11 protein-coding genes are annotated in these 19,389 nt (G+C 70.6%); 4 read left to right on the top strand and 7 right to left on the bottom strand.

The window, feature by feature from the left end:
* Positions 1 to 66: 66 nt before the first annotated feature.
* Positions 67 to 825: a hypothetical protein gene (locus IE265_RS28100; protein WP_190038506.1), complete on the bottom strand. Its 759-nt coding sequence runs from the start codon at positions 823 to 825 to the stop codon at positions 67 to 69.
* 103 nt (positions 826 to 928) lie between these two features.
* Complete coding sequence (locus IE265_RS28095; RefSeq protein WP_190038505.1) at positions 929 to 1,816, bottom strand: LysR family transcriptional regulator; 888 nt, start codon at positions 1,814 to 1,816, stop codon at positions 929 to 931.
* A 91-nt stretch (positions 1,817 to 1,907) separates the two neighbouring features.
* Between IE265_RS28095 and IE265_RS28090 the strand changes: the two genes are divergently transcribed.
* Both IE265_RS28090 and IE265_RS28085 read left to right on the top strand, forming a co-directional pair.
* On the top strand, positions 1,908 to 2,771 hold the full coding sequence (locus IE265_RS28090) for a PhzF family phenazine biosynthesis isomerase (RefSeq protein ID WP_190038504.1): 864 nt from the start codon (positions 1,908 to 1,910) through the stop codon (positions 2,769 to 2,771).
* Between the two features lie 584 nt (positions 2,772 to 3,355).
* Positions 3,356 to 3,628: a hypothetical protein gene (locus IE265_RS28085; protein ID WP_190038503.1), complete on the top strand. Its 273-nt coding sequence runs from the start codon at positions 3,356 to 3,358 to the stop codon at positions 3,626 to 3,628.
* Positions 3,629 to 3,770: 142 nt separating this feature from the next.
* Here IE265_RS28085 and IE265_RS28080 read toward each other — a convergent pair whose 3' ends face one another.
* Both IE265_RS28080 and IE265_RS28075 read right to left on the bottom strand, forming a co-directional pair.
* Positions 3,771 to 4,340 (bottom strand): hypothetical protein, encoded by a 570-nt coding sequence (locus tag IE265_RS28080; protein WP_190038502.1) that lies wholly within the window; start codon positions 4,338 to 4,340, stop codon positions 3,771 to 3,773.
* 166 nt (positions 4,341 to 4,506) lie between these two features.
* A complete protein-coding gene (locus tag IE265_RS28075) occupies positions 4,507 to 10,815 on the bottom strand; it encodes an RHS repeat-associated core domain-containing protein (protein WP_190038501.1) in 6,309 nt (2,102 codons plus the stop codon).
* 323 nt (positions 10,816 to 11,138) lie between these two features.
* Between IE265_RS28075 and IE265_RS28070 the strand changes: the two genes are divergently transcribed.
* Entirely contained in the window at positions 11,139 to 11,615 is a 477-nt protein-coding gene (locus tag IE265_RS28070; protein WP_190038500.1) for a hypothetical protein, read from the top strand.
* Between the two features lie 112 nt (positions 11,616 to 11,727).
* Here the strand turns inward: IE265_RS28070 and IE265_RS28065 are convergent, their stop codons facing one another.
* From IE265_RS28065 to IE265_RS28050, 3 genes are all read right to left on the bottom strand, one after another.
* On the bottom strand, positions 11,728 to 12,411 hold the full coding sequence (locus tag IE265_RS28065) for a class I SAM-dependent methyltransferase (protein WP_190038499.1): 684 nt from the start codon (positions 12,409 to 12,411) through the stop codon (positions 11,728 to 11,730).
* A 31-nt stretch (positions 12,412 to 12,442) separates the two neighbouring features.
* A complete protein-coding gene (locus IE265_RS38650) occupies positions 12,443 to 13,930 on the bottom strand; it encodes a methyltransferase domain-containing protein (RefSeq protein ID WP_229916647.1) in 1,488 nt (495 codons plus the stop codon).
* A 240-nt stretch (positions 13,931 to 14,170) separates the two neighbouring features.
* The gene (locus tag IE265_RS28050) at positions 14,171 to 16,180 is read right to left on the bottom strand and encodes an ABC transporter ATP-binding protein (RefSeq protein WP_229916645.1); all 2,010 of its coding nucleotides are present in this window, start codon (positions 16,178 to 16,180) and stop codon (positions 14,171 to 14,173) included.
* Between the two features lie 543 nt (positions 16,181 to 16,723).
* Here IE265_RS28050 and IE265_RS28045 point away from each other — a divergent pair.
* Positions 16,724 to 19,225 carry a WD40 repeat domain-containing protein gene (locus tag IE265_RS28045; RefSeq protein ID WP_190038498.1) on the top strand — a complete coding sequence of 834 codons (2,502 nt, stop codon included), beginning with the start codon at positions 16,724 to 16,726 and terminating at the stop codon, positions 19,223 to 19,225.
* Positions 19,226 to 19,389 lie beyond the last annotated feature (164 nt).

Below are 19,389 nucleotides of genomic sequence, written 5' to 3'. Positions count from 1 at the left end.
CCGCGGACTGCGAGCCACTCCGAGGTGTCCTTCGCCCTCAACCCACCATCGACGCGTGGGGTTTGCTCACGCCGGCCCCATGGACGCGGCCACTTCGCCGATGTGCCGTACCTGGTCGGCGGTCAGGCGCCGCAGGTCCCAGATCAGCTCGGCCATACCGGTCGTAGCAGGCCTTCGCGCCTGGAGGATCTCCGGCAGGGCGATGCCGGTCAGAGTGGCGAGGTCGCCGGCGGGGACGTCGAGTACGGTCCCGAAGTCGGCCACCAGGTCGGGTGTCAGCTCCTTGCGGCCGGCGCCCACCATTCCGTACGTGGACGCGGCCCAGTACCGGCCGGTCAGGACGAGGAAGGTCTTGGCCATGCCCGTCCAATGCAGGTTCCGGAGGATGAGCATGCGGTCGAGGGTGGCTCCGGGCGTCCCGGGGGGCGTGCCTTCGAGGCGCCGGAACGACGGCTCCTGCGGGGGCCTCTGCGAGGGCTTCTCCTGCGGCAACGAATGGACGAGGTGGCGCAGTTCGCCCCTCTTCTCCGGCGTCAGTCGCCCGGCGCACCGCACGACGCCCGGCACCCACGGCCCGGCCTCGGGGTCCAGCGGAGCCAGGTCGTCAGGAACCGCCGCCCCCGCGATCACGAACACGTCCGCGGCGTGGAGGTCCAGTGCGGGGGCGAGTTGTCGGAGCAGGGACGGGCTCGGCGCGGCGCCGTCGAGCACCCCGCGGAGCTCCGGCTCGGGGACTCCGGACTGCCGGGCCAGGGCCGACGAGTCCAGCTTCCTGTGAACGGACAACTTTGCCAGCAGTACGCCGAAGCCTGGATATGCCGTCATGTCGCCAGCGTAGGACCGTGATCGTGGAACCTTCCGGCCCGGGATTCACCCGCTGAATCGACGCGGGCCGGTGGACGGGAAGGGGGAGGTCCACTCGACCCGGTCACGTGTGGAAGTGGCTGAGCACTTGGTCGGCGACGGCGCGTGCCGCGCGGGAGGGCAGGCGCCGGCTGTGGCGGGCCAGGTGGACGGAGACACCGGGAAGTGAGGGACCGGGTACGGCGTTGAGGTGGCCCGTGCGCAGCGACTCCGCCACGTTGGTGTGGGGGAGGACGGTGAGGCCGAGTCCGGCCGCGACGCAGGAGCGGGTTGCCTCGATGCTGCCGAACCGCGTGAGTCGGGGGCGGGCGCCGGGAACCGACAGGAGGTGTTCGGCCAGCCGGTCGCTGTAGGAGCAGCCTTGTTCGTGGAGGAAGAAGTCCTCTTCGGCCAGTTCCTGCCAGGTCGCCGGCCGGTCCCGGCCCGCCAGGCGGTGGGTGGGGGCACACAACAGGACCAACGGCAGTTCGGTGACGCGCTGAGCCGTGACGTCCGGGAACTCGACCCGCTCCTCAAGCAGGAGCGCGCAGTCGAGCCTGCCGGTCTGGAGCCCGTCCACGACCGCGGCGGTGCCGCCCGGCTCCAGGCGTACTTCCACCTCGGGGTGGAGGCTGCGCAGTGCGACGATCACGGCCGGCATGTGCGCCGAGCAGAGGGTCTCGCCCGCTCCCACCACCACCGTCCCGGCGACCGGGCCGCCCTCGGTGGCGGCCGCGAACAACCGTGACTCGGACTCCAGGACGTCCTCGGCCAGGGTGAGCAGCCGGCGTCCGGCCTCGGTGAGCAGGGCACCCCTGGACAGGCGGTCGAAGAGCCGGGTGCCCAACGCCTTTTCCAGGGTCTTGATCTGGACGGTGACCGTGGATTGCGCCAGCCGGAGCTCGACGGCGGTGGCGGTGAAGCTTCCCGTCCTGGCGAGGGCGGTGAAGGTCTGCAGCAGCCGTGTGTCCATGGCGGAACCCTAACAAGTCATCGAATGGCTCGATGGGTTCTATGAAAAGCAATCGTTGGAAGTAATGAAGAGGAAGTGCGAGGCTGAGGGCATGACCTTCTCGACGGCCACCGATGTCCTGCGCTACGCGGCGTTCACCTCGCACCCCGACGGCGGAAATCCGGCAGGCGTCGTCCTCGACGCCACACGACTCGACGAGCGCGAGATGCTCGCGATCGCCGCCGAGGTCGGCTATTCGGAGACCATGTTCGTCACAGCCCGGGACGAGGAGCGGCGCCGGTTCTCGGTGCGCTACTTCAGCCCTCTCGCCGAGGTCGCCTTCTGCGGGCATGCCACCGTCGCGGGGTCGGTGGCGCTCGCCGAGCGCATGGGCCCCGGCGGACTCGTCTTCGACACCGCCGCCGGTGAGATCGGGATCGAGACCGTGAGGGACGACCGAGGCGGGGTGCGGGCGACGTTGACCAGCGTCCCCACGCGGTCCCGTCCGGCCCGGGCCGACGAGGTGGCGGAAGCGCTCGAGGCCCTGCGGTGGGCGGCGGACGACCTCGACCCGGCGCTGCCGCCGCACGTGGCCTTCGCCGGGAACGAGCATCTCGTGCTCGCGGCCGGCTCCCGAGCCCGACTGGCCGACCTGGACTACGACTTCGAGGCTCTGGCCGCCGTCATGCGCCGGTACGGCTGGACGACGGTGCATTTGTTCTGGCGCGAGAGCGAAGAGCGCTTCCACGCGCGGGACCCCTTCCCGGTCGGCGGAGTCGTCGAGGACCCGGCCACCGGAGCGGCGGCGGCGGCCTTCGGCGGATACCTGCGCACGCTGGGTACGTCGGCCGCTTCCGGCGCGATCGCCATCCGGCAGGGCGAGGACATGGGACGGCCGAGCGATCTGCTCGTCCAGGTGGATCCTGACGACGCGCGGGTGCGCGTCACAGGCAACGCCGTGCCGATCGGGGAATGACAACGGCCTGACGGGACGCGGCAACTCGCGCCTGGAGGAGACCGGTCGGAGCCGTGGGCTCCGGATGGCCGCGCCCTACCCGCCTGGGGCGGACGGTGACTCCGAAGGGGCGCGGCGCTCGAACTCGTCCTGGCGTCATGGGAGTTCGGCAGTCCAAGAAGGGGCTCCCGCATGGCGGGCGAGTGCATGCCCGGCGAGTTGCGACGACACCGCCCGGACGCCGGACCCATGACCGTCGACGCGTGGGAAGCCGCGAACCGAGCTGCGAGTCGGATGCCGTCCCGATGCGCCCGGGCCGCGTATGCCGGCCCTGCGCCGCGCAGTGCTCCTGACCTCGACATATCCGAGGTGACGATCAAGGCCTCTTGCCCTATGCTGCGGCTTGCACACATCGGGGGGCGGCTGGTCGTCGTGACGACCAGCACCGTAGACGTGCTCATCACCCACGCCATCTCACCTCGTGCTTCAGCATGCCGCCAGGCGTTCCGCGCCTGCGTGAGGACCTGTTGCCCCGAGGCTGCCCGCAAGGGTCCGGATCGGCGCGTTCCCCGGATCCTCATGCTCATCGGAAGGCAGTGAACGTCATGGCAGAACGACAGCACCTCGGTCAGGGCACCACCACGTCCTGGGAGAAGTTCTGGTACATCCTCGGCTGCATCTACCTCGGTGCCGCCTACTTCCAGAAGGTGCCGGTCAAGAAGGCGCTGAGCGAGTACGGGCTGGTCGAGATGACCTCGGCCGAGAAGTTCTGGTACGTCGTCCAGTGCATCCTCTTCGGCTTCGGCTACTTCGCCAAGGTGACCATCAAGAAGGCGCTGTCCGAGGTCCGGAGCCCCGCCGGGTTCCCCACCGCCTGACGAAGTCACGTCTGCACAGAGGCCGGTGGGCCCGGACCGCGGTATACGGTCCGGGCCCACCGGCCGTTGCGGTGACGCGGCCCCGTAGTCACGACCGCCGCTCGGCTCCCGCCCGTAGCCACGTGGAACCGGGCGGGGAGGCTCAGTCGAAGCAGCCCGTCGTCGCCCCGTCGGTCTCGGAGCCGACCTCTATCTCGAATCCCGAACCCGAGTCGAACTCCGGCCCCGCGTCGTACTCGTGCTCGACCTTCAGCTGACCTGCCGTGGTGAACTGCACGGTCAGCAGCAGGGCGTGACCGTCCCCACCCTTGGTGAAGCACAGTCCGCCCACGCTGTCGGCGATGTCCGGATCGACCGGGTCGGGCCGCAGGCGCCAGCCGTCCGCCTCCGCGGCGCCGAGGTAGTGGTCGACGACCTGCTGCCGGGAGCCGGGGAACGCGTAGATCCGGTCGGCGTACAGCCAGGCGTCGCCACTGTCGTCGATGCAGCCGGATTCCACCAAGGTGGGGTCCTTCGGGGCGATGGCCCCCTTCGGGACGGACTTCAGGATGGGCTGGGAGCGCAGTTGCTTCACCCGTTCCGCGGTGTCTTCGCAGGTGTTGAACGGGGAGAGAGCGGAGCAGCCGGTCAGGCCCGCGGTGAGCAGTGCGGTGGCCACCAGGAGCGTGGTGGGCAGGGCGGTCGACCGGGTGAGGTGCGTCCGGGGCGGCATGGGGTCTCCCGAGGTGCGTGGGGCGGGCGGGCTGCACAGTGCGGTGGGGGAGTCGGCAGAGGTGAGGCGGCGGTGCCGGGGCCGGTCCCGTTGAGGACCGACCCCGGCACACGGATTGCGATGTCATCCGGTCATCGGACGGAAGCGTCCCACGGCCGGACCCGGATCACCTGGCCAGGTACCCGTGGCTGTAGTACCAGCTGCCGGCGGCGTACAGGTACTGGAACAGATAGCCGCGGTTGGCGTAGTAGCGCATCCAGTACCGGTAATAGCTGTGGGTGGCGAAGGCGCGTGCCACCGCGTTGTTGCGTTGGTCCTTTCGGCTGTCCTTGCTCGTCTGCCCGTACTCGTGGGCGTCGCCGAGCCGCTTGGCGGCACGCCAGCCGAAGAAGTAGGTCAGCGCGGCCTGCCAGATGAAGTGCCGCAGGGCGTTGTTCCGGGACTTGCTGCCGGGGAGTTTCCACAGCAGGATGCCCGACAGGGATATCGCGAACGCGCAGCCCCCGTGCCCCAGGCTGTTGCAGGCCTTGGCCTCCTCGTACTTCTTGCGCCAGGCCGAGGCACGGCCGTCCAGGTCGAACTGGTTGACCGGGTCGGCGTTGGCGTAGTCGTAGGCGTTGGCGCTGCCGCCCCGGACCGGGTCGAGGGAAAGGAAGCGCCCGGTGGCCGGGTCGTACAGGCGAGCGCCCATGAGCGTCAGCCCGGTGACGGTCTCGGACGAGCGCTGGTGCGCGCCGAGCCAGTCGTAGCGTGCGGCGGACTGCCCCGTGCGGGGGTTGCCGAACTCGTCGGCGTCCAGCACCACCGGGGCGACGGCGGCGTCGGCTGGCAGTTGCAGCGTGATGTCGCCGTGCAGGTTGGCGAGTTGGAGCACCGTGCCACCGGTCTTGGTGGTGGTCGCCGCCAACTTGCTGTCGGGGCCGAGCACGTTGCGGGTGACCGCGCTGCCGCCCGCGTTCTCCACGATCCAGCGGGGGCTGTCCCCGTCGGAGTCGTAGTGGTTGAGCCTGGACGCGGTCTGGGTCCAGGTGCCGGAGGTGTTGGACTCCGTGGTGGTGGAGCGGAGGCGCAGGGCCGAGTCCAGAGTCCACGTCTGGCGCTCGGTGCCCGCCGTCTGCTGCTGCACCAGGTCGTTGACGTGGTACGCCAGCATGGTGCCCGGCTTGGCGGTGGTGCGGCCCAGCGCGTCGTAGACGTAGCCGGTGCCGGTCTGCCGGTCACCGGTGTCGTAGGTGTACGACGTCGTGGTGGCGCCGGAGGTGGTGCAGTCGGCGTTCACCGCGGCTGTCGCGGTGGCCAGCGTCTTGCGGTTGGAGTTCTTGTCGAAGGTGTAGGCGCGGGTGGTGCAGATCGCGTCGGTGGCGGTGTCCTGCGCCTGCGTCAGCCGGCCCGCCTTGTCGTAGGCGTAGGCCTGGGAGGCGGTGACGCCGGGGGTTCCGGCGTGGGTGGCGGTCTGTCCGTGCACTGTCTCGGTGACGCTGTCGGCGATCACCACGGAGTCGTCGCTGTTGCGGGTGACCATCCGGCTGGTGGTCGTGCCCGCGGGGTCGACGGTGTCCTTCGTGGTGTAGCCGCCGGGCAGTCCTTGGGTGGCCAGTTCTCCGTCCTCGTCGTAGCGGGCGGTGAACGTGCCGGCCACGGAGTCGGTCACGGAGGTGAGGCGGCCGAGGGGGTCGACGGCGGTGTCATAGGTGTAGGTGGTGGTCGACGGGACGTTGTCGGTGACGGTGGTCGGCCGGTCGAGCGCGTCGTACCTGGTGGTGGTGGCGCCTCCGTCCGCGTCGGTGTAGGTCATCTGCCGGCCGAGCTTGTCGTACGTCCGGCTGATGGTGCCGCCGGTCGACGAGGTGTGGCTGACCGGGAGGCCGGTGGCGTCGTCGAAGGCCGTGGTGCCCGAGGGCACGGCGGTGCCGACTCCACCGGAGATGGTGAGGGTCGTGACGCGGCCGGCCGCGTCGTAGCCCGTCGTGGTGGTGCGGGTGACGCCGTTGGCCGTCTCGATGATCTTGGTGGCCTGGCCGAACAGCCCGTACTCCAGCACCTTGGTGGGCAGTTGCGCCGGGTTGGAGCCGCCGCCGGCGACGTCGGCCGCCGGGGCGAGGCGGCAGATCTGGTCCGCCCATTCCGGCTTGCCGCCGCAGGTTCCGGTGCCGTCGGCGGTGTAGTACGTGACGAGTGTCGTACCCGCGTCGGAGCCGCTGGACGCGGGCTGGGACTCGCGGTTCACCCGTCCCTGGGAGTCGTAGCCTGCGGACGTGGTGATGGCCAGACCGCCCGGGTCGACGGTGGAACTCGTCTGCTGGCCCTTGACCCAGTCGTAGGTCGTCGTGGTGACCCGCGGGTCCGCCGTCAGGGTGGGCCAGGACCGGGGCTGCGCGCCCACCGTGACCTTGGTGACCTGGTCACGGACGACGGCGGTGCCGTCGCTGGGACGTCCCGAGTCGAACTCCCTGACCGTGTGCTGACGCGCCATCAACTGTGTGCCCGCAGCCGCCAGGGTGGTGGACCCGCTCGTCAGGTTCGCCGCCAGCGCGACGCGGTGCAGCGGCCCGTAGGTGTCGGTCTCCCGCTCGCCGTCTGCGTCGAACACGGAGGTGTTGGACAGCAGTTGGGCGCGCTCGGCGGAGGCCAGGGACCTGATGCCCAGGTCCGTCAGTTCGTTCTTGAGTGCGTCGGTGGCACCGAGTGCGAGTTCGCGGTTGGCGGCGGACAGGCCGCGGACCACGTTGCCGAAGCGGTCGTACTCGGTGACCGACAGGCGGTGGCCCGGTTCGACCACGTTGACCGAGCGGCCACTGGCGTCCAGGTAGTGGATGCCCGCGCGTCCGTAGTCGTTCGCGGAGAGCGCGGAACCGTCGTTCGACGAGGGCACCTGATCGGAGGGGAAGATCGCCGTGGCGTCGGACGGGGTGTCCGACTGGCCCCAGGAGGCGGTGGCGGCGGCGCCCAGGTTCTCCGGGGCGGCGGTGCCGGTCAGCGGCACTCCGTAGACGACGTTGGTGGCCGCGGTGCCGTTGGTCTGGTCGGCGCTGCCCGGTGTGAGCGTCGCCCGGGAGACCTTGAGCAGCATCCCGGGACCGGACGCCGGGCTGGAGCCCGCCTCGCCGTAGGTGAACGACCAGGCCAGCTGGCCCGCGGGCTTGAGCGAGATCACCCGACCCGCCGAGTCGTAGTCGTACGCGGTCTTGAGCGCCGGAGAGATCCGCGGGTCCCAGGTCTCGCGGAGCCGGCCGTCGCCGTCGTAGGTGTAGCGCGCGACGGTGGTCGCGGTGGACGCCGTACCGCCGGGCGCGGTCGCCCACAGCCTGACCGAGGACACCTGGTCCTTCACGTCGCCGAGCGCCGAGGACGTGGCGGTGGTGGAGGTCGCGTAGACGAACTCCAGCACACGGCAGCCCTTGACGGCGGAGTCGGCGGCGCAGGCCGAGTTGGTCGCCGCCGAGTTGCCGGCGACGATCTTCCTGGGTCGGGCGATCTTGGTCTCACCGACCGTGATGGTCTCCGAGACCGTGGTGGTCGTGGAGTTGTCCACGCCCTCGATCCAGGTCGTGCCGGCCCGCCACGTGGTGCCGCCGTCCTCGACGGGGACGAACGTCGTGGTGCCGCCCTCGGTGCTCTTCAGGGTGAAGTTGCCGCTGAAGGTGCCCGTCAGTGTGTAGTCCTCGGAGCCGGGTTCAGCGATCCAGCCGGTGCGTGCCGCGTTGGCGGTGAAGTGGATCTGGCTGTCGTCTCCGGCGAGGCCGACGCTCAGCGATGTCGCCGAGGTCTTGTGGAGGTAGGCGAACGGGGTGGACACCTGGTCCGCCGCGGCGCTGTACAGCCACTCCTTGCCGAAGATCGGTGCCTGCTCGTCGGCCGCGCCGGCTCCGGGGGAGCGGGAGGAGGCGCTGCGCGTGACGCTCATGCCGAAGAACGAGGCGTCGCCGCCGGAGAGCGTGTAGTCGCCGGTCAGCAGGTTGACCGAGCCGGGGCCGATGCTCTCGTTGGCCGCGCCGTCGGCGTTGCGGTCCACGACCACGCCGACCGGGTCGGACGCGCCGGAGGCCCCGCCGGAGCCGGAGAGGTCGGCGCGGATCTGGACCACGCCGTCCGGGTCGACGGTTTTGGTGGCGTTCCAGGTGAGCTGCGGAGTCCTGCCCGAGGACAGGGCCAGCGGCCAGGAGGCCACCGGGTCGCCACCGGACGTGACGTCGCCGGCGGGGATGTTCGTCCAGGCGTCGGCGTCGCCGCGGCGCCACTGGAACGTCACGGCGTTGAACTTCGGGGACTCGGCCTCCGCGGCCAGCGGCACGCGGGCCGCGGTACGGGTTCCGTCGTCGGGCAGCGTGACACCGCCGGGGCCGACGTGGAAGGTGTACGAGACTGCGTCGGACTTGTTCTCCGCCTTGTCCGTCGCCCGGACCTGGAGGACGTTGGTCCCGGCCTTCTCGGGCGCGATGGTGATCTTCACGGGAGTGGTGCCGCTGGTCGGGACCTTCTCCCAGATCGCGCCGTCCAGCGACCACTCGACGCCGTTCTGGTCACCGGAGGGCGGGGTGACGGTGAAGTCGCCGTTCTGGCCCACGCCCTTGACCCAGGCGTTCGTCGGGTAGTCGGTCGAGGTCACCGAACTCGGCGCGGAGGGGGCGCTGGTGTCGACGGTGAAGTTGGCGTACGCGGACCAGCCGTTGTTGTAGTGCTGGCCGTCGTAGGGCGACGTGCGGAACTTGTACGTCCTGCCGTTCGTCAGCAGCCCCGACGGGACCTTCACCGAGGCCGGCTGCCCCGAGGCGACGAAGGGCGAGACGAGGACGTCCCCGACCTGCGTGCCGGTGGTGTTGTCGAAGATCTGGAAGGTTCCGTCGACCTTGTCGTTGTTGGGGTCGACGAAGGTGTCCTGCAGGGTCGGCGTCGTGGTGTTGACGAACCACGTGCCGGCGGTGTCCTTGAAGAACGGCGGGCCGGCCTGCTGGTCGGTGCCGGTGCGCGGACGGTAGTTGTAGTTGACCGTCAGCTTCGGCGGATTCGACGCGGCGTTGCCGGAGTTGAACCGCTTCCACGGCAGGCTCGCCGACTCGTCGGTGGCGCGCAGACCCATGTGGCCGCGGGTGGTCTTGGCGGACGCCCACTCCTGCACCAGGGTGGCCACGTTCGCGTTCACCCAGCCGTCGGGGGCCGAGGCGCAGCCCGGGTTGCCCTTGGTCTCGGTGGAGGTGGCCTTCTTCTCCGTCCAGGCCGGCTGAGAGCCCCAGCGCGAGGAGGTCGACGCGGCGCCGGTGGACCACACCTCCCACGGGTAGGCGCTGCAGTCGGTGTTGCCCGAGTGGAAGTTCCACAGCGACAGGGTGGCGCTGTTGACCAGGGCGTCGGAGATTGGCGCGGTGTTCCACGAGATGAAGGAGCGCGCGGTACGGAACGTGCCGTCGGCGTTCTTCGTGCCGGGGTTGCCCGCGTCCAATTCGACGTCGGAGGACCAGTCGACCGTCTCGCCCTGCTGCACGTACGTGTCGAACACGTTGGACAGCGTGGACGTCGACGGGTCCACTGTCACGGGGTATGTGGTCTTCGGGTCGGCCAGGAACTTCGCGTCCGGGGTGACGACCAGGTCGATCGTGCCGCCCTTGCGGACCACCTTCATAGCGACCTCGATGCGGCGGGTGTGCTCGCCGGAGACGCGGTCCACGGTGGCGTCCCACATGACCGGGGCAGGCATCACCGCGGTCTTCTTGTTCTTCTTGCCGGTGAACAGCACGCTGCCGTCGGCCTGCACTTTGGCCTTGAGGCCCTTGGCCTTGAGTGGCAGCGTGTAGGAGAACCCGCCGTCGTCGGGCCTCTCCTTGATCTCCACGAACTGCTCGAAGCCGGTACGGGTCGCCTCCACCACGACATCGGCGCCGGGCACGGCCTCCTTGTACTCGGCCCGGGTGCCGTCGAGCTTCGGCTTGGGCAGACCGCCCTTCCACTGGAGGGTGATCCCGTTGTCGCCGTCGCCGAGGGTGACCAGGTCGACGGCCTTGGCGTCCTGGGCCGTCCGGAGGGACGTCGCGCGGGTTCCGGACTTGCCGGAGATCCGCAGACCGCGGGGGTGTGCCTTGGGGACGACCGTGCCCGAGTCGTCGGTGGTCAGGTCCAGGTCGACGGAGCGCCAGTCGCCTGTCCTCTCGTCCCTGAAGCGGATCGGCCCAGCGGTGATCTCGCTGGTGAGCGAGCCGTTCCTGTTGACCCAGGTGGTGGAGGTCTCGGTCCGCTCCGACAGCGCTTCGACACGCTTGCCCGAGAGCCGGGCGGCGACCCGGGCCGACGGGATGTCCGCCGCCCGGGTCGCGTACTTCTTCGGCGCGGGCTTGTCGCTCCGGCCGGCGGCCGCGAACGCGGAACCGGTCCCGTCCAGGAGCGTGACGGCCAGGGCGAGCGCGACACAGCCGGCCACGTGCCGGCTGGGTCTCCCGAACCAGGCCTGTTCGCGCCATCGTGGCGCGAACACATGATTCTTCATGAATCCTCAGTTTCTGAGTACGCGAACGACGCCGTATGACCACGGCTTCGAGCGCTGCGATACCGACCCGACGTCAAACTGATCAAGAGCAGCAGCAGTTGATCAAGATGACATGCAACTGTCAACGGATAAAGGCGAGTTGGGAATCGGACCGGGGTTCGTCAGGCCAAGGTGTGGCCGGAAAGAGGTACTCGGGCGTGAGGGTTCGTCCGCCAGTACGCGGGGACGAGGAGGGTGCCTGTTGCTGAGCGCCCGGCGCCCGGGTCGGCCGTGCGCACCCGATGCCCATCCTCGTGCCCGTGGACGCGCGGTGCTCTGGCACCATGACCGCCATGTCGGGTCAGGTCTGGGTGTCACTCATATCGTTGGGCGGTGTCGTCCTCGGCGGCACGCTGTCCTACCTCGTCCAGCACAGGACTCAACTGTCGGCGGAGCGCGCCGAACAGGCTCGGCAGCGGAGCGCCCTGTCGGAGGCGAGGCGCGCTGAACGGCTGGCGCTGCTGGAGAGGTTCATCGAGGTGACGGCCGAGGCCGAACGTTCCGCGTTCAGTCGGCCCTCCGAGTTCGACGACACCCACCCCTGGCATGTGCAGGCCCAGGACGTCATGAACCGACTGTGGGTCGCCGAGCGGCTCATCCGTGTTCAGTTCCCCCTGCCCGTGCATGACGCGGCACGCGCGTACTTTCTCGACCTCAACCGGACGGTGTGGGAAGGCCTGCCCGACGGCGAGAGTGTCCGCGACTACCTCGAGGACAACCGACTGGCGTTCCTCGACGCAGCCCGAACTGCCGTGGGATAGCCACTGGTCGCCAAGCCGACCGCATCAGCAGCCGTCAGCGATCTGCGGCGTGCGCCGCCGGCGACGGCCGGGCGCCGCGGGCTCGGATTGCCATGAGTGCCGGCCGGTCGGCTCAACGGCGGGCGCGGACGAGTTGCAGGATGACAGGAGTGTTCCCCTCGGGTTGGTGCAGCAGGTCGACGGCCTCGACGCGGAAGCCGTACCCGGTGAGCAGGTCCTCCCACAACTGCGGTGCAAGTACCCACATGTGGACCGGCAAGGGCGGGTCGTCGCGCAGCAGGATCATCTGCTCGCGCGGTGCCACGTCCGTGGACGGGCCGCGGCCGTGCAGGTCGGTGTGCAGGAGCGAGAGCACCAGCGGTGCGCCGGGACGCAGACCGTCGCGGAGGGAGGGCAGCACGCGATGGGGGTCGACGAAGGCCAGGGTGCCGATGGCGTACGCGGCATCGAACGGCTCCGCCTTGGCGAGGTATTCGACGACATCACCCTGCGCGAAGCTGACGCCCGGAACGTCCACGTGGGTGGAGGCTGCGCGTTCGTACTGGGTCGCGGACAGCTCGATCCCGGTGACGTGCGCGCCGTGGGCCAGGACGAGATGCACGGCGTGGTGGCCGGCGCCGGAGCCGATGTCCAGGACGCGCCGACCAGTGACGTCGCCGAGAACTTCAGCACCTGGTCCGACCCCCTCCCAGGGCGTCCAGGACAGGCGGTCGGGGATGGGTGGCACATAGGCGTGGGCCAGCTGGCGGCGACCGTAGAGGGTCCAGGATCGGGTGTTGGTGTCCTCGGCGGGCATGAGGTCTCCTCGGTGGGTGGCGTGATGCCGATCAGGTGTGCGTGGTGAGGTAGGCGGGGCCTTCGTCGTACCGGGATCGTTCGACTGCGTCGAGTCGGGCGAAGTCGCGCGGCGCCATCAACTTCCGCCACTCGGCCAGGTCGTGGACGGCCCACATGTCGTGCTCGGCGGGATCGAGGCGGATCCGGCGGAGCTGTTCGGCGGTGAGCCGGCCTCCGTCGAAGATGAGGCCCACCTTGTTCAGAGGCATCCGGGGCCCGGCGTGCAGGAAATGCGTCAGGAGCAACCTCGGGGCGCCCAGGCCGAGTTCGAGTCCGGTCTCCTCGATCGCCTCGCGGCGGGCGGTGTCGAGCGGGCCTTCCCCTTGCGTGTCGAGGTTGCCGCCCGGGAACTGCCAGAGCCGCGATCCGTAGACCGATCGCAGTTGCACCGGCCGATCGTGCTCGTCACGGACGTACAGGCAGCCGTACACCGTGTGGTGGGGAACGGTCTGCGCGTATTGAGAGGCTGTCATCGGCATGGGGCGTCCGGGCAACGCGGGCCTGTGGTCGAACTCGAAGGCGAGGACGCCGAGCGCCTCCCGGTCCGGCGGGTAGAGGTGGTGGAGGTCTACCAGCAGTTCCTCGAGCGGTCCGTCCGGGTCTATGCGGGCGGGGTCCTCCGCTTCGAGCAGGTCCTCGAACGAGGCGTATGCGGTGACCCGCCGCACGACGATGTCGAGTTCCCGGTTGCCGCCCCGGTCGTGGAACACGATGACGTCCCCGACGCCGACGGCCGCCTTCTCGGGGGTGGCGACGCGGACCTCGATCGTCCTGCGGCCCGACTCCACCTGCGAGTAGTGGCGCCCCGAGAGACGGAAGTGATGCCTGCGCGGAAGGCCGCCTTCTTCGTCGGTATGGCCGCCCGACGGCGTGCGCTGTGCTGCGACGTGCGGTGCGGCCCTGTCCTGGCACGGCCCGCGCAGGACGAGGAGGACCAGCCCGTCGGCGTCATGGCGCTCAGGTACCGCCCACCGACTCTGCAGACGCGCGAGTTCGTCCTCGTCGAGAGCGATCCCGCGCCGGTCGGCCGGGGTGTCGGCGGCGAGCGGTGTGATGATGACGAGGGCACCGCCCGGGCGTAGCCGGCGGCTCAGCGCGTCCAGGGTGCGGTCACGGGCGCTGAGGAACGGGGCGACGAACCTCAGGGTGATCAGGTCATAGCCGTCGGCGTCGAGCGACGCTCCGGCGTCCTGCTCGATGTCGATGCGGAGCCAGCGGGCGGCCCGCCCATGGTGGGTGCATGCCTGGGCGAGCGCGGCCTCGGACCAGTCGACGGCGTCCACGGCGTAGCCGGATGAGGACAGGTGCGCGGCGAGTTCGCCGGTCCCGCAACCGACATCAAGGGCCCGTCCGCCGACGCCCGGCGGCAGATGCGCGGCGAGCAGCGAGCGTTCGACGTCGGTGAGCGGCCGGTAGCGGTGGCCTTCGGTGTAGCCGCGGTCCCATTCGTCCTGCGAGGTGAACATGTGCGGAGGCACGCCCTTCTCATTGGTCGTACGGCGACTGCGGGGCAGTGGAGTCCGAGGCGGCCGCCCGGCCGGTCGGCCGCGTGCGACATGGCGGGGTCGGCCCGTGAAGGCACGGAGCGCGCTGCCGGGGACGGCCTGCCGCGCGACGCGTACGTACTCCGCGACGGGCTCGGGCAGCGATCCAGCGACCACCAGCGGCATTCGTTGCACGCTCCGGTTCGCGCACGGCGGGCCTTTCGACGGGGCGAGTCATGCGGGATCCGCGACGGTGGGCGCGCTGGGCGCGGTCGGCGAGGTGGGTTTCGGGATGCCGGCGCCGGGGGCGTACTGGGCCGCCTGCGCGTCGAACATGGCGGCGTACCGCCCCTGCGCGGCGACGAGTTCTTCGTGGGTGCCGTGTTCGGCGAGGCGACCGTGAGTGAGAACGTAGATGCGATCGGCGTGGCGGACTCCGGACATGCGGTGAGTGACCAGGACGACGGCCCTGTTCGGAGCGGCGAGCCGCCGGAGACGGTCGAAGGCCTCGATCTCGGCTTCGGGGTCCAGGGCGGAGGTGGGTTCGTCCACGATGAGGAGGCTGTCCGCCTGCGATGTCGAGCTGCGCCAGTGCGTCCGGGCAAGACCCACCTTCTGCCATTCCCCGCCCGACAGTTCGATGGCGCCGCGGAACATGCGGGCCAGCAGACTCCGCAGGCCGTTGGGGAGTTTGGCGATGACCGGGCCCGCTCCGGCATAGTCGACGGAGGGCAGCAGGTCCTGGGGGGCGGCGGCGTGGGCGGGGCGCCCGAGGCGGATGTTCAGGGCGGCGGTCAAGGGCCAGCGCTGGAAGTCCTGGGTGAGCAGGGAGACGCGCTCGAAGACCTGGGAGCGGTCCAGGTCGCTGATGTCCGCCTCGCCCCAGCGCAGGGAGCCGTGCTGGGGCAGCAGCAGGCCCGACAGGATCTTCATCAGTGTGCTCTTGCCGGAGCCGTTCTCGCCCACCACGGCGGTGACCGAGCCCATCGGCAGGGTGAGCGACACCCGGTCCAGGGCAGCCGTGTCACGGTCCGGGTAGCGGTAGGTGACGCGGTCGAGGACGATCTCCTCGATCTCCTCGGGGACCGGACCGCCGCCCTCGGGGATGGTGCGCTGTGCCGCCTGGGCCAGGAACCGACCGTGGTCGCGGACGTACAGGGACTCCTCGTGCAACTGGTTGATGTTCATGACCAGAGCGCCCAGGCTCGCCGATCCCGTCCGCACCGCGATCACCGCGGTACCGGCGATGGCGAGGCTCATGTGACCTGCCAGGATCAGCCAGAACATGGCCCCGTACGTCGCGGCCATGGCCACGCCGGACAGCGCGGAGGCGACCCACTCGGTCAGGGCCTTGCTGGAGGCGAGGCGTTCCTGTTCGGCCTCGGCGCTCTCGGCCATGCGCTGGTACCGGCTGAGGAGGAACGCGCCCACGGCGTGGATCCGGACCTCCTGGGCGGCACTGCGCTCGGTGAGCAGGTTGCCGATGAGCCGGCTGGCCCGCACATGCTCGATCCAGCTCATCACCGACACGTACCGCTCCTGCGCGACGCGCATGGCGCCCCAGCCCCGCGGGGCGGCGATGAGGATCAGCATGGGCAGCAGGACCGGGTGGAGGACGGCGAGGACGCCGGCGGTGGTGATCAGCGAGATGAGGCCGTTGAGCGCGGCGACGCAGGCACCGATCATGCGGCGGGCGGCGCCCGGACCGTGCTGGGCGACGTCGACGAGCCGCCGGAAGTCGGGGTCGTCGATGGCTTCCAACTCGACCCTTGCGGCGGCGGCCAGGTACTGAGTGGTCGCGATCCGCTCGACCATCGGCTCCAGGCGCCCGGCACGAGAGGTCGACCACGCGGAGAGGGCGGAGTTGACCACGCCGACGGCGGCGATGGCCAACAGGCCGGGCAGCAGCGCGTGCAGCCGCTGGGCCGCGTCGCCGCTCCCGGCGAGCAGGGCGTGCATGACGGCGTTGATGGCGAACAGGCCCACGGCCGCGGCGATGCCCTGACCGATCTCGCTGACCGTCACGGCGAGGAGCGCCCGCCGGTCCGCGCTCCAGGCCATGCGCAGGGCGGCGCCGACGAGGGCCGGCATGGACCGCAGCGCCGACATCATGGTCAGGTCCAGGCCCGCGTGCTCGTGGAGGGACCAGCCCATGTCGTAGCGCAGCGGTCCGCCGAACAGCTCCTGTTCGGCATCGGAGACCTTGGGTTCGGCCATCCTCACCGGTCCGAAGAACCTCTTCACCGGGCGCCTCCCGAGGTGGGCGGGTTCAGTGCCCGATACGACGGGCCGCGGGTGGGCGTGCGGAGGACGGCGACGGCGTTTCTCGGGTGGGATGCGGGGACGTGGATGTGCTCCATTTCGTGCAGGACCTCGTTCCGGTCGTGCTCGTGCTCGTGGTCGCGGACGCTGCGGGTACGACGCTTTCCATCTCGTATCGGGAAGAACCCCCTTCGGATGCTGCAGCAGCGGGCAGCGGTCGCGGAAGATGCCGCAGACGTCGCCGGAGTGCATCGACGCGCACCGGATGTCGTGCCGGACGGACAGACACCCGGACAGTTCTCCGCCTCCCTACCCACGAGGCCCGGGCCGACGTGCCGCTCCTGAAGCCCGCGCCGAGTGCGCCGGTGGTACACGACGGCGCGACGGGCTCTCCCCCCGGCCCCCCTCGACCCGGAGCACGCCGTCGCTGTCAGTGGCCGTCTGTAGCATCCGTGGCAGTTGGTGACCCGTCCGCCCGCAGTGAGGAGGGACGGGGCGTGACCGGGCTGCGAGGAGTGTGTGGGGATGGCGAAGGGGAACAGGGCCGTCGGTCCGACGCCGGATTCCGGCGACGAAGCCGTGCTGCTGCGGCCGTTGGCGTTCGCCGAAGGCGCGGGCCTGCCCCTGGCCCTGTGGGTGGTCCTGGCACGTGCCCTGTCGGGTCACGCGTGGACGGATCAGGAGGTGAGCGCCTTCCGGGACCGGGCGGGCGAACTCCTGGTCGAGACGCGGACATCGGAGGGTGCGGCGTACCGGCTGCGTGGCCGGGGAGCCCGGTCGGACGAGCGGCAGACGCAACGGGCGATCACGAGCGCGTTGTTGGCCGAGGTTCCCCTCGACAGGGAAGACGGGCGTCGCGACTGGCCGGCCGCCGCCCCGTACATCGTCGACCATCTCGCCGCCCACGCCGTCGCGGCCGGCGCCTTGGACGAGGTACTCCAGGACTCCGAGTACCTGGTGCACGCGGCCCCGCAGGGGCTGCTTCGCGCGCTCAACGTCCCCGGCTCGTCCCAAGGGGCGTTGCGGCGGAGTATCTACCGTGCATCCGCGCACGTCCACGCCACCGCGAGCCTGTCCGAAAGGCGGGACATCCTGGCCGTCGACGCCGCGCGCCACGGTGAGACCGGCCTCGCCCGGGAGTTGTCCCGTGACCGTCCTTGGCGGCCGCGCTGGGCGACCGGGACGATGGTTCATCCGGCGCTGCGCCTCACCCGGACGGGACTGGGCGTGGATGCTGTCGCGTGCACCGTCATCGACGGCCGGCCGCACGCGGTGACCGGCTGCTACGACTCGAACGTCCGCGTGTGGGACCTGGTCGACGGTACCGAGCGCCTTGTCATCACCGAGGACGACGGGGTCTACGCACTGGACTGCGTCGAGATCGACGGGCGCCCGCATGTCGTCACCGGGACCTGCTCGGGCGGGCTACGGGTGTGGGATCTGGGGAGCGGGGCCGAGCGGCTCGCCCTCGGAGGCCACAAGGGCTGGATACGCGCGGTCGGCTGCACGGTCGTCGAGGGCCGGCCGCACGCGGTGACGGTCGGAGAGGACCGCCTCGTCCGACTGTGGGACCTGGTCGACGGTTCGGAACGTGCGCGGATGCCCGGCCACACCGAAGAGGTACGAGCGGTGGCGTTCGCCGAGGTCTCCGGCCGCCCGGTGGCCGTGACGGGGGGCGACGACAACACGGTGAGGGTGTGGGACCTGGAGGACGGTGTCGAACAGTACGTGCTCACCGGCCACACCTCGGCCGTGTACTCGGTGGCCTGCACGGTGATCGACGGCATCCCCCACGCCGTCACCGGGGGCGGCGGGGAGCGCACGGCACGGGTCTGGTGCCTGACCGACGGCTCGCAGCGCGCGGTGCTGGGCGGGCACACCTCGTGGGTGTCCGCCGTGGGCTGTGTCGACCTCGACGGACGTCCGCACGTGCTGACCGCCGGTGGTGACTGCACGGTCCACGTGTGGGACCTGACCGAGGACACGCAGCGCGCTGTCCTGACCGGACACCAGGGCCATGTGGACGCGCTGGCCTGCACGGAGGTCGACGGGCGCCCGTACGCCGTGAGCGGCGGCCATTCCGCGCCCCCGCGCGTATGGGACCTGGGCGACGCCCTCCCGCCCGTGGCACACAAGGGCCACACCGGGACCGTGCAGGCCGTGGACGCCGTGGAGATCGACGGGCGTCCGCACGCCGTCACCGGAGGCGACACCACGGTACGAGTCTGGGACCTGGCCGACGGGACGGAAAGGCGCACCCTGTCGCACGGGCACCGGGTCGAGGCGCTGGCGTGCACAACGGTCCACGGCAGCCCCCACGTTGCCGTCGGAGGCTGCTGCGGCGTCGCCCGGGTCTGGGACCTCGCCGCAGGGAGCGGGCCCCGCGACCTTCCGGGCCCCGACCACAGGGTGGAGGCCGTGTCGTGGGCGGACGTCAACGGGCGTCTGCACGTGGTCACTTCCGACCAGGACCGCACCATACGCGTGTGGGATCCGGACGAGGACGTGGAGGACCCGCTCCTCGTCGACCGCACCCGGTCGGCGGTGCGGGCCATGGAGCCCGTCACCGTCGACGGCCGCCCTCACCTCCTCACGGGCAGTGATGACGCCGCACTGCGGCTGTGGAGGCTCACAGGGAAGGGCCGACGCGTCACGGCAACCGTCCAGACAGGGCACCACTGGATAGCGGCACTCGCCGGCACCGTCCTGGACGGCCGTCCGCACGCGCTGACTGTGGGGGCGAACGACACCGCGGTCCAGGTGTGGGACCTGACGGACGGCGCCCAGCGCTCCACCCTTGCGGGACATTCGTCCGGAGTTCTGGGGGTGGCCTGCATCACGCGGGACGAACGTACGGACGCCATCACCCTGGACGGCAGCGGTACGGTCCACGTCTGGGATCTCGCGCAGGCCCGGCTCCGGGAGACGGTCGCGCTGCCGACGCGGGCCCAGTGCGTCACTGCCGTCGGTGAAGGCCTCGTCATCGGCATGGGGAACGACGTGGTCGTACTTGACCGCAATCGCTGAGGCGATGCACCGCCGGATCGGTCCACTGCACACCACCGCACCGAGGCCAGGAGGTCCTGGAGGGTGTCGAGGGTCGGGCGAGGGGTGGGCTCGCTGCGTCGGCCTCTGGGGCAGGCGCTGTTCGGTGAGGGCGCCGTGGGCGGCGCGGGCCAGGGTGACGCGGT

Source organism: Streptomyces fructofermentans, assembly GCF_014651055.1.
In the GTDB taxonomy this organism is placed as follows: Bacteria; Actinomycetota; Actinomycetes; order Streptomycetales; family Streptomycetaceae; genus Streptomyces; species Streptomyces fructofermentans.
This window is presented reverse-complemented; position numbering and strand designations above follow the sequence as displayed.

Excerpts from the sequence above, each read along its gene's own strand:
- IE265_RS28100 (WP_190038506.1), bottom strand. The coding sequence starts at position 825 with ATGACGGCATATCCAGGCTTCGGCGTACTGCTGGCAAAGTTGTCCGTT.
- IE265_RS28095 (WP_190038505.1), bottom strand. The coding sequence starts at position 1,816 with ATGGACACACGGCTGCTGCAGACCTTCACCGCCCTCGCCAGGACGGGA.
- IE265_RS28090 (WP_190038504.1), top strand. The coding sequence starts at position 1,908 with ATGACCTTCTCGACGGCCACCGATGTCCTGCGCTACGCGGCGTTCACC.
- IE265_RS28085 (WP_190038503.1), top strand. The coding sequence starts at position 3,356 with ATGGCAGAACGACAGCACCTCGGTCAGGGCACCACCACGTCCTGGGAG.
- IE265_RS28080 (WP_190038502.1), bottom strand. The coding sequence starts at position 4,340 with ATGCCGCCCCGGACGCACCTCACCCGGTCGACCGCCCTGCCCACCACG.
- IE265_RS28075 (WP_190038501.1), bottom strand. The coding sequence starts at position 10,815 with ATGAAGAATCATGTGTTCGCGCCACGATGGCGCGAACAGGCCTGGTTC.
- IE265_RS28070 (WP_190038500.1), top strand. The coding sequence starts at position 11,139 with ATGACCGCCATGTCGGGTCAGGTCTGGGTGTCACTCATATCGTTGGGC.
- IE265_RS28065 (WP_190038499.1), bottom strand. The coding sequence starts at position 12,411 with ATGCCCGCCGAGGACACCAACACCCGATCCTGGACCCTCTACGGTCGC.
- IE265_RS28045 (WP_190038498.1), top strand. The coding sequence starts at position 16,724 with ATGGCGAAGGGGAACAGGGCCGTCGGTCCGACGCCGGATTCCGGCGAC.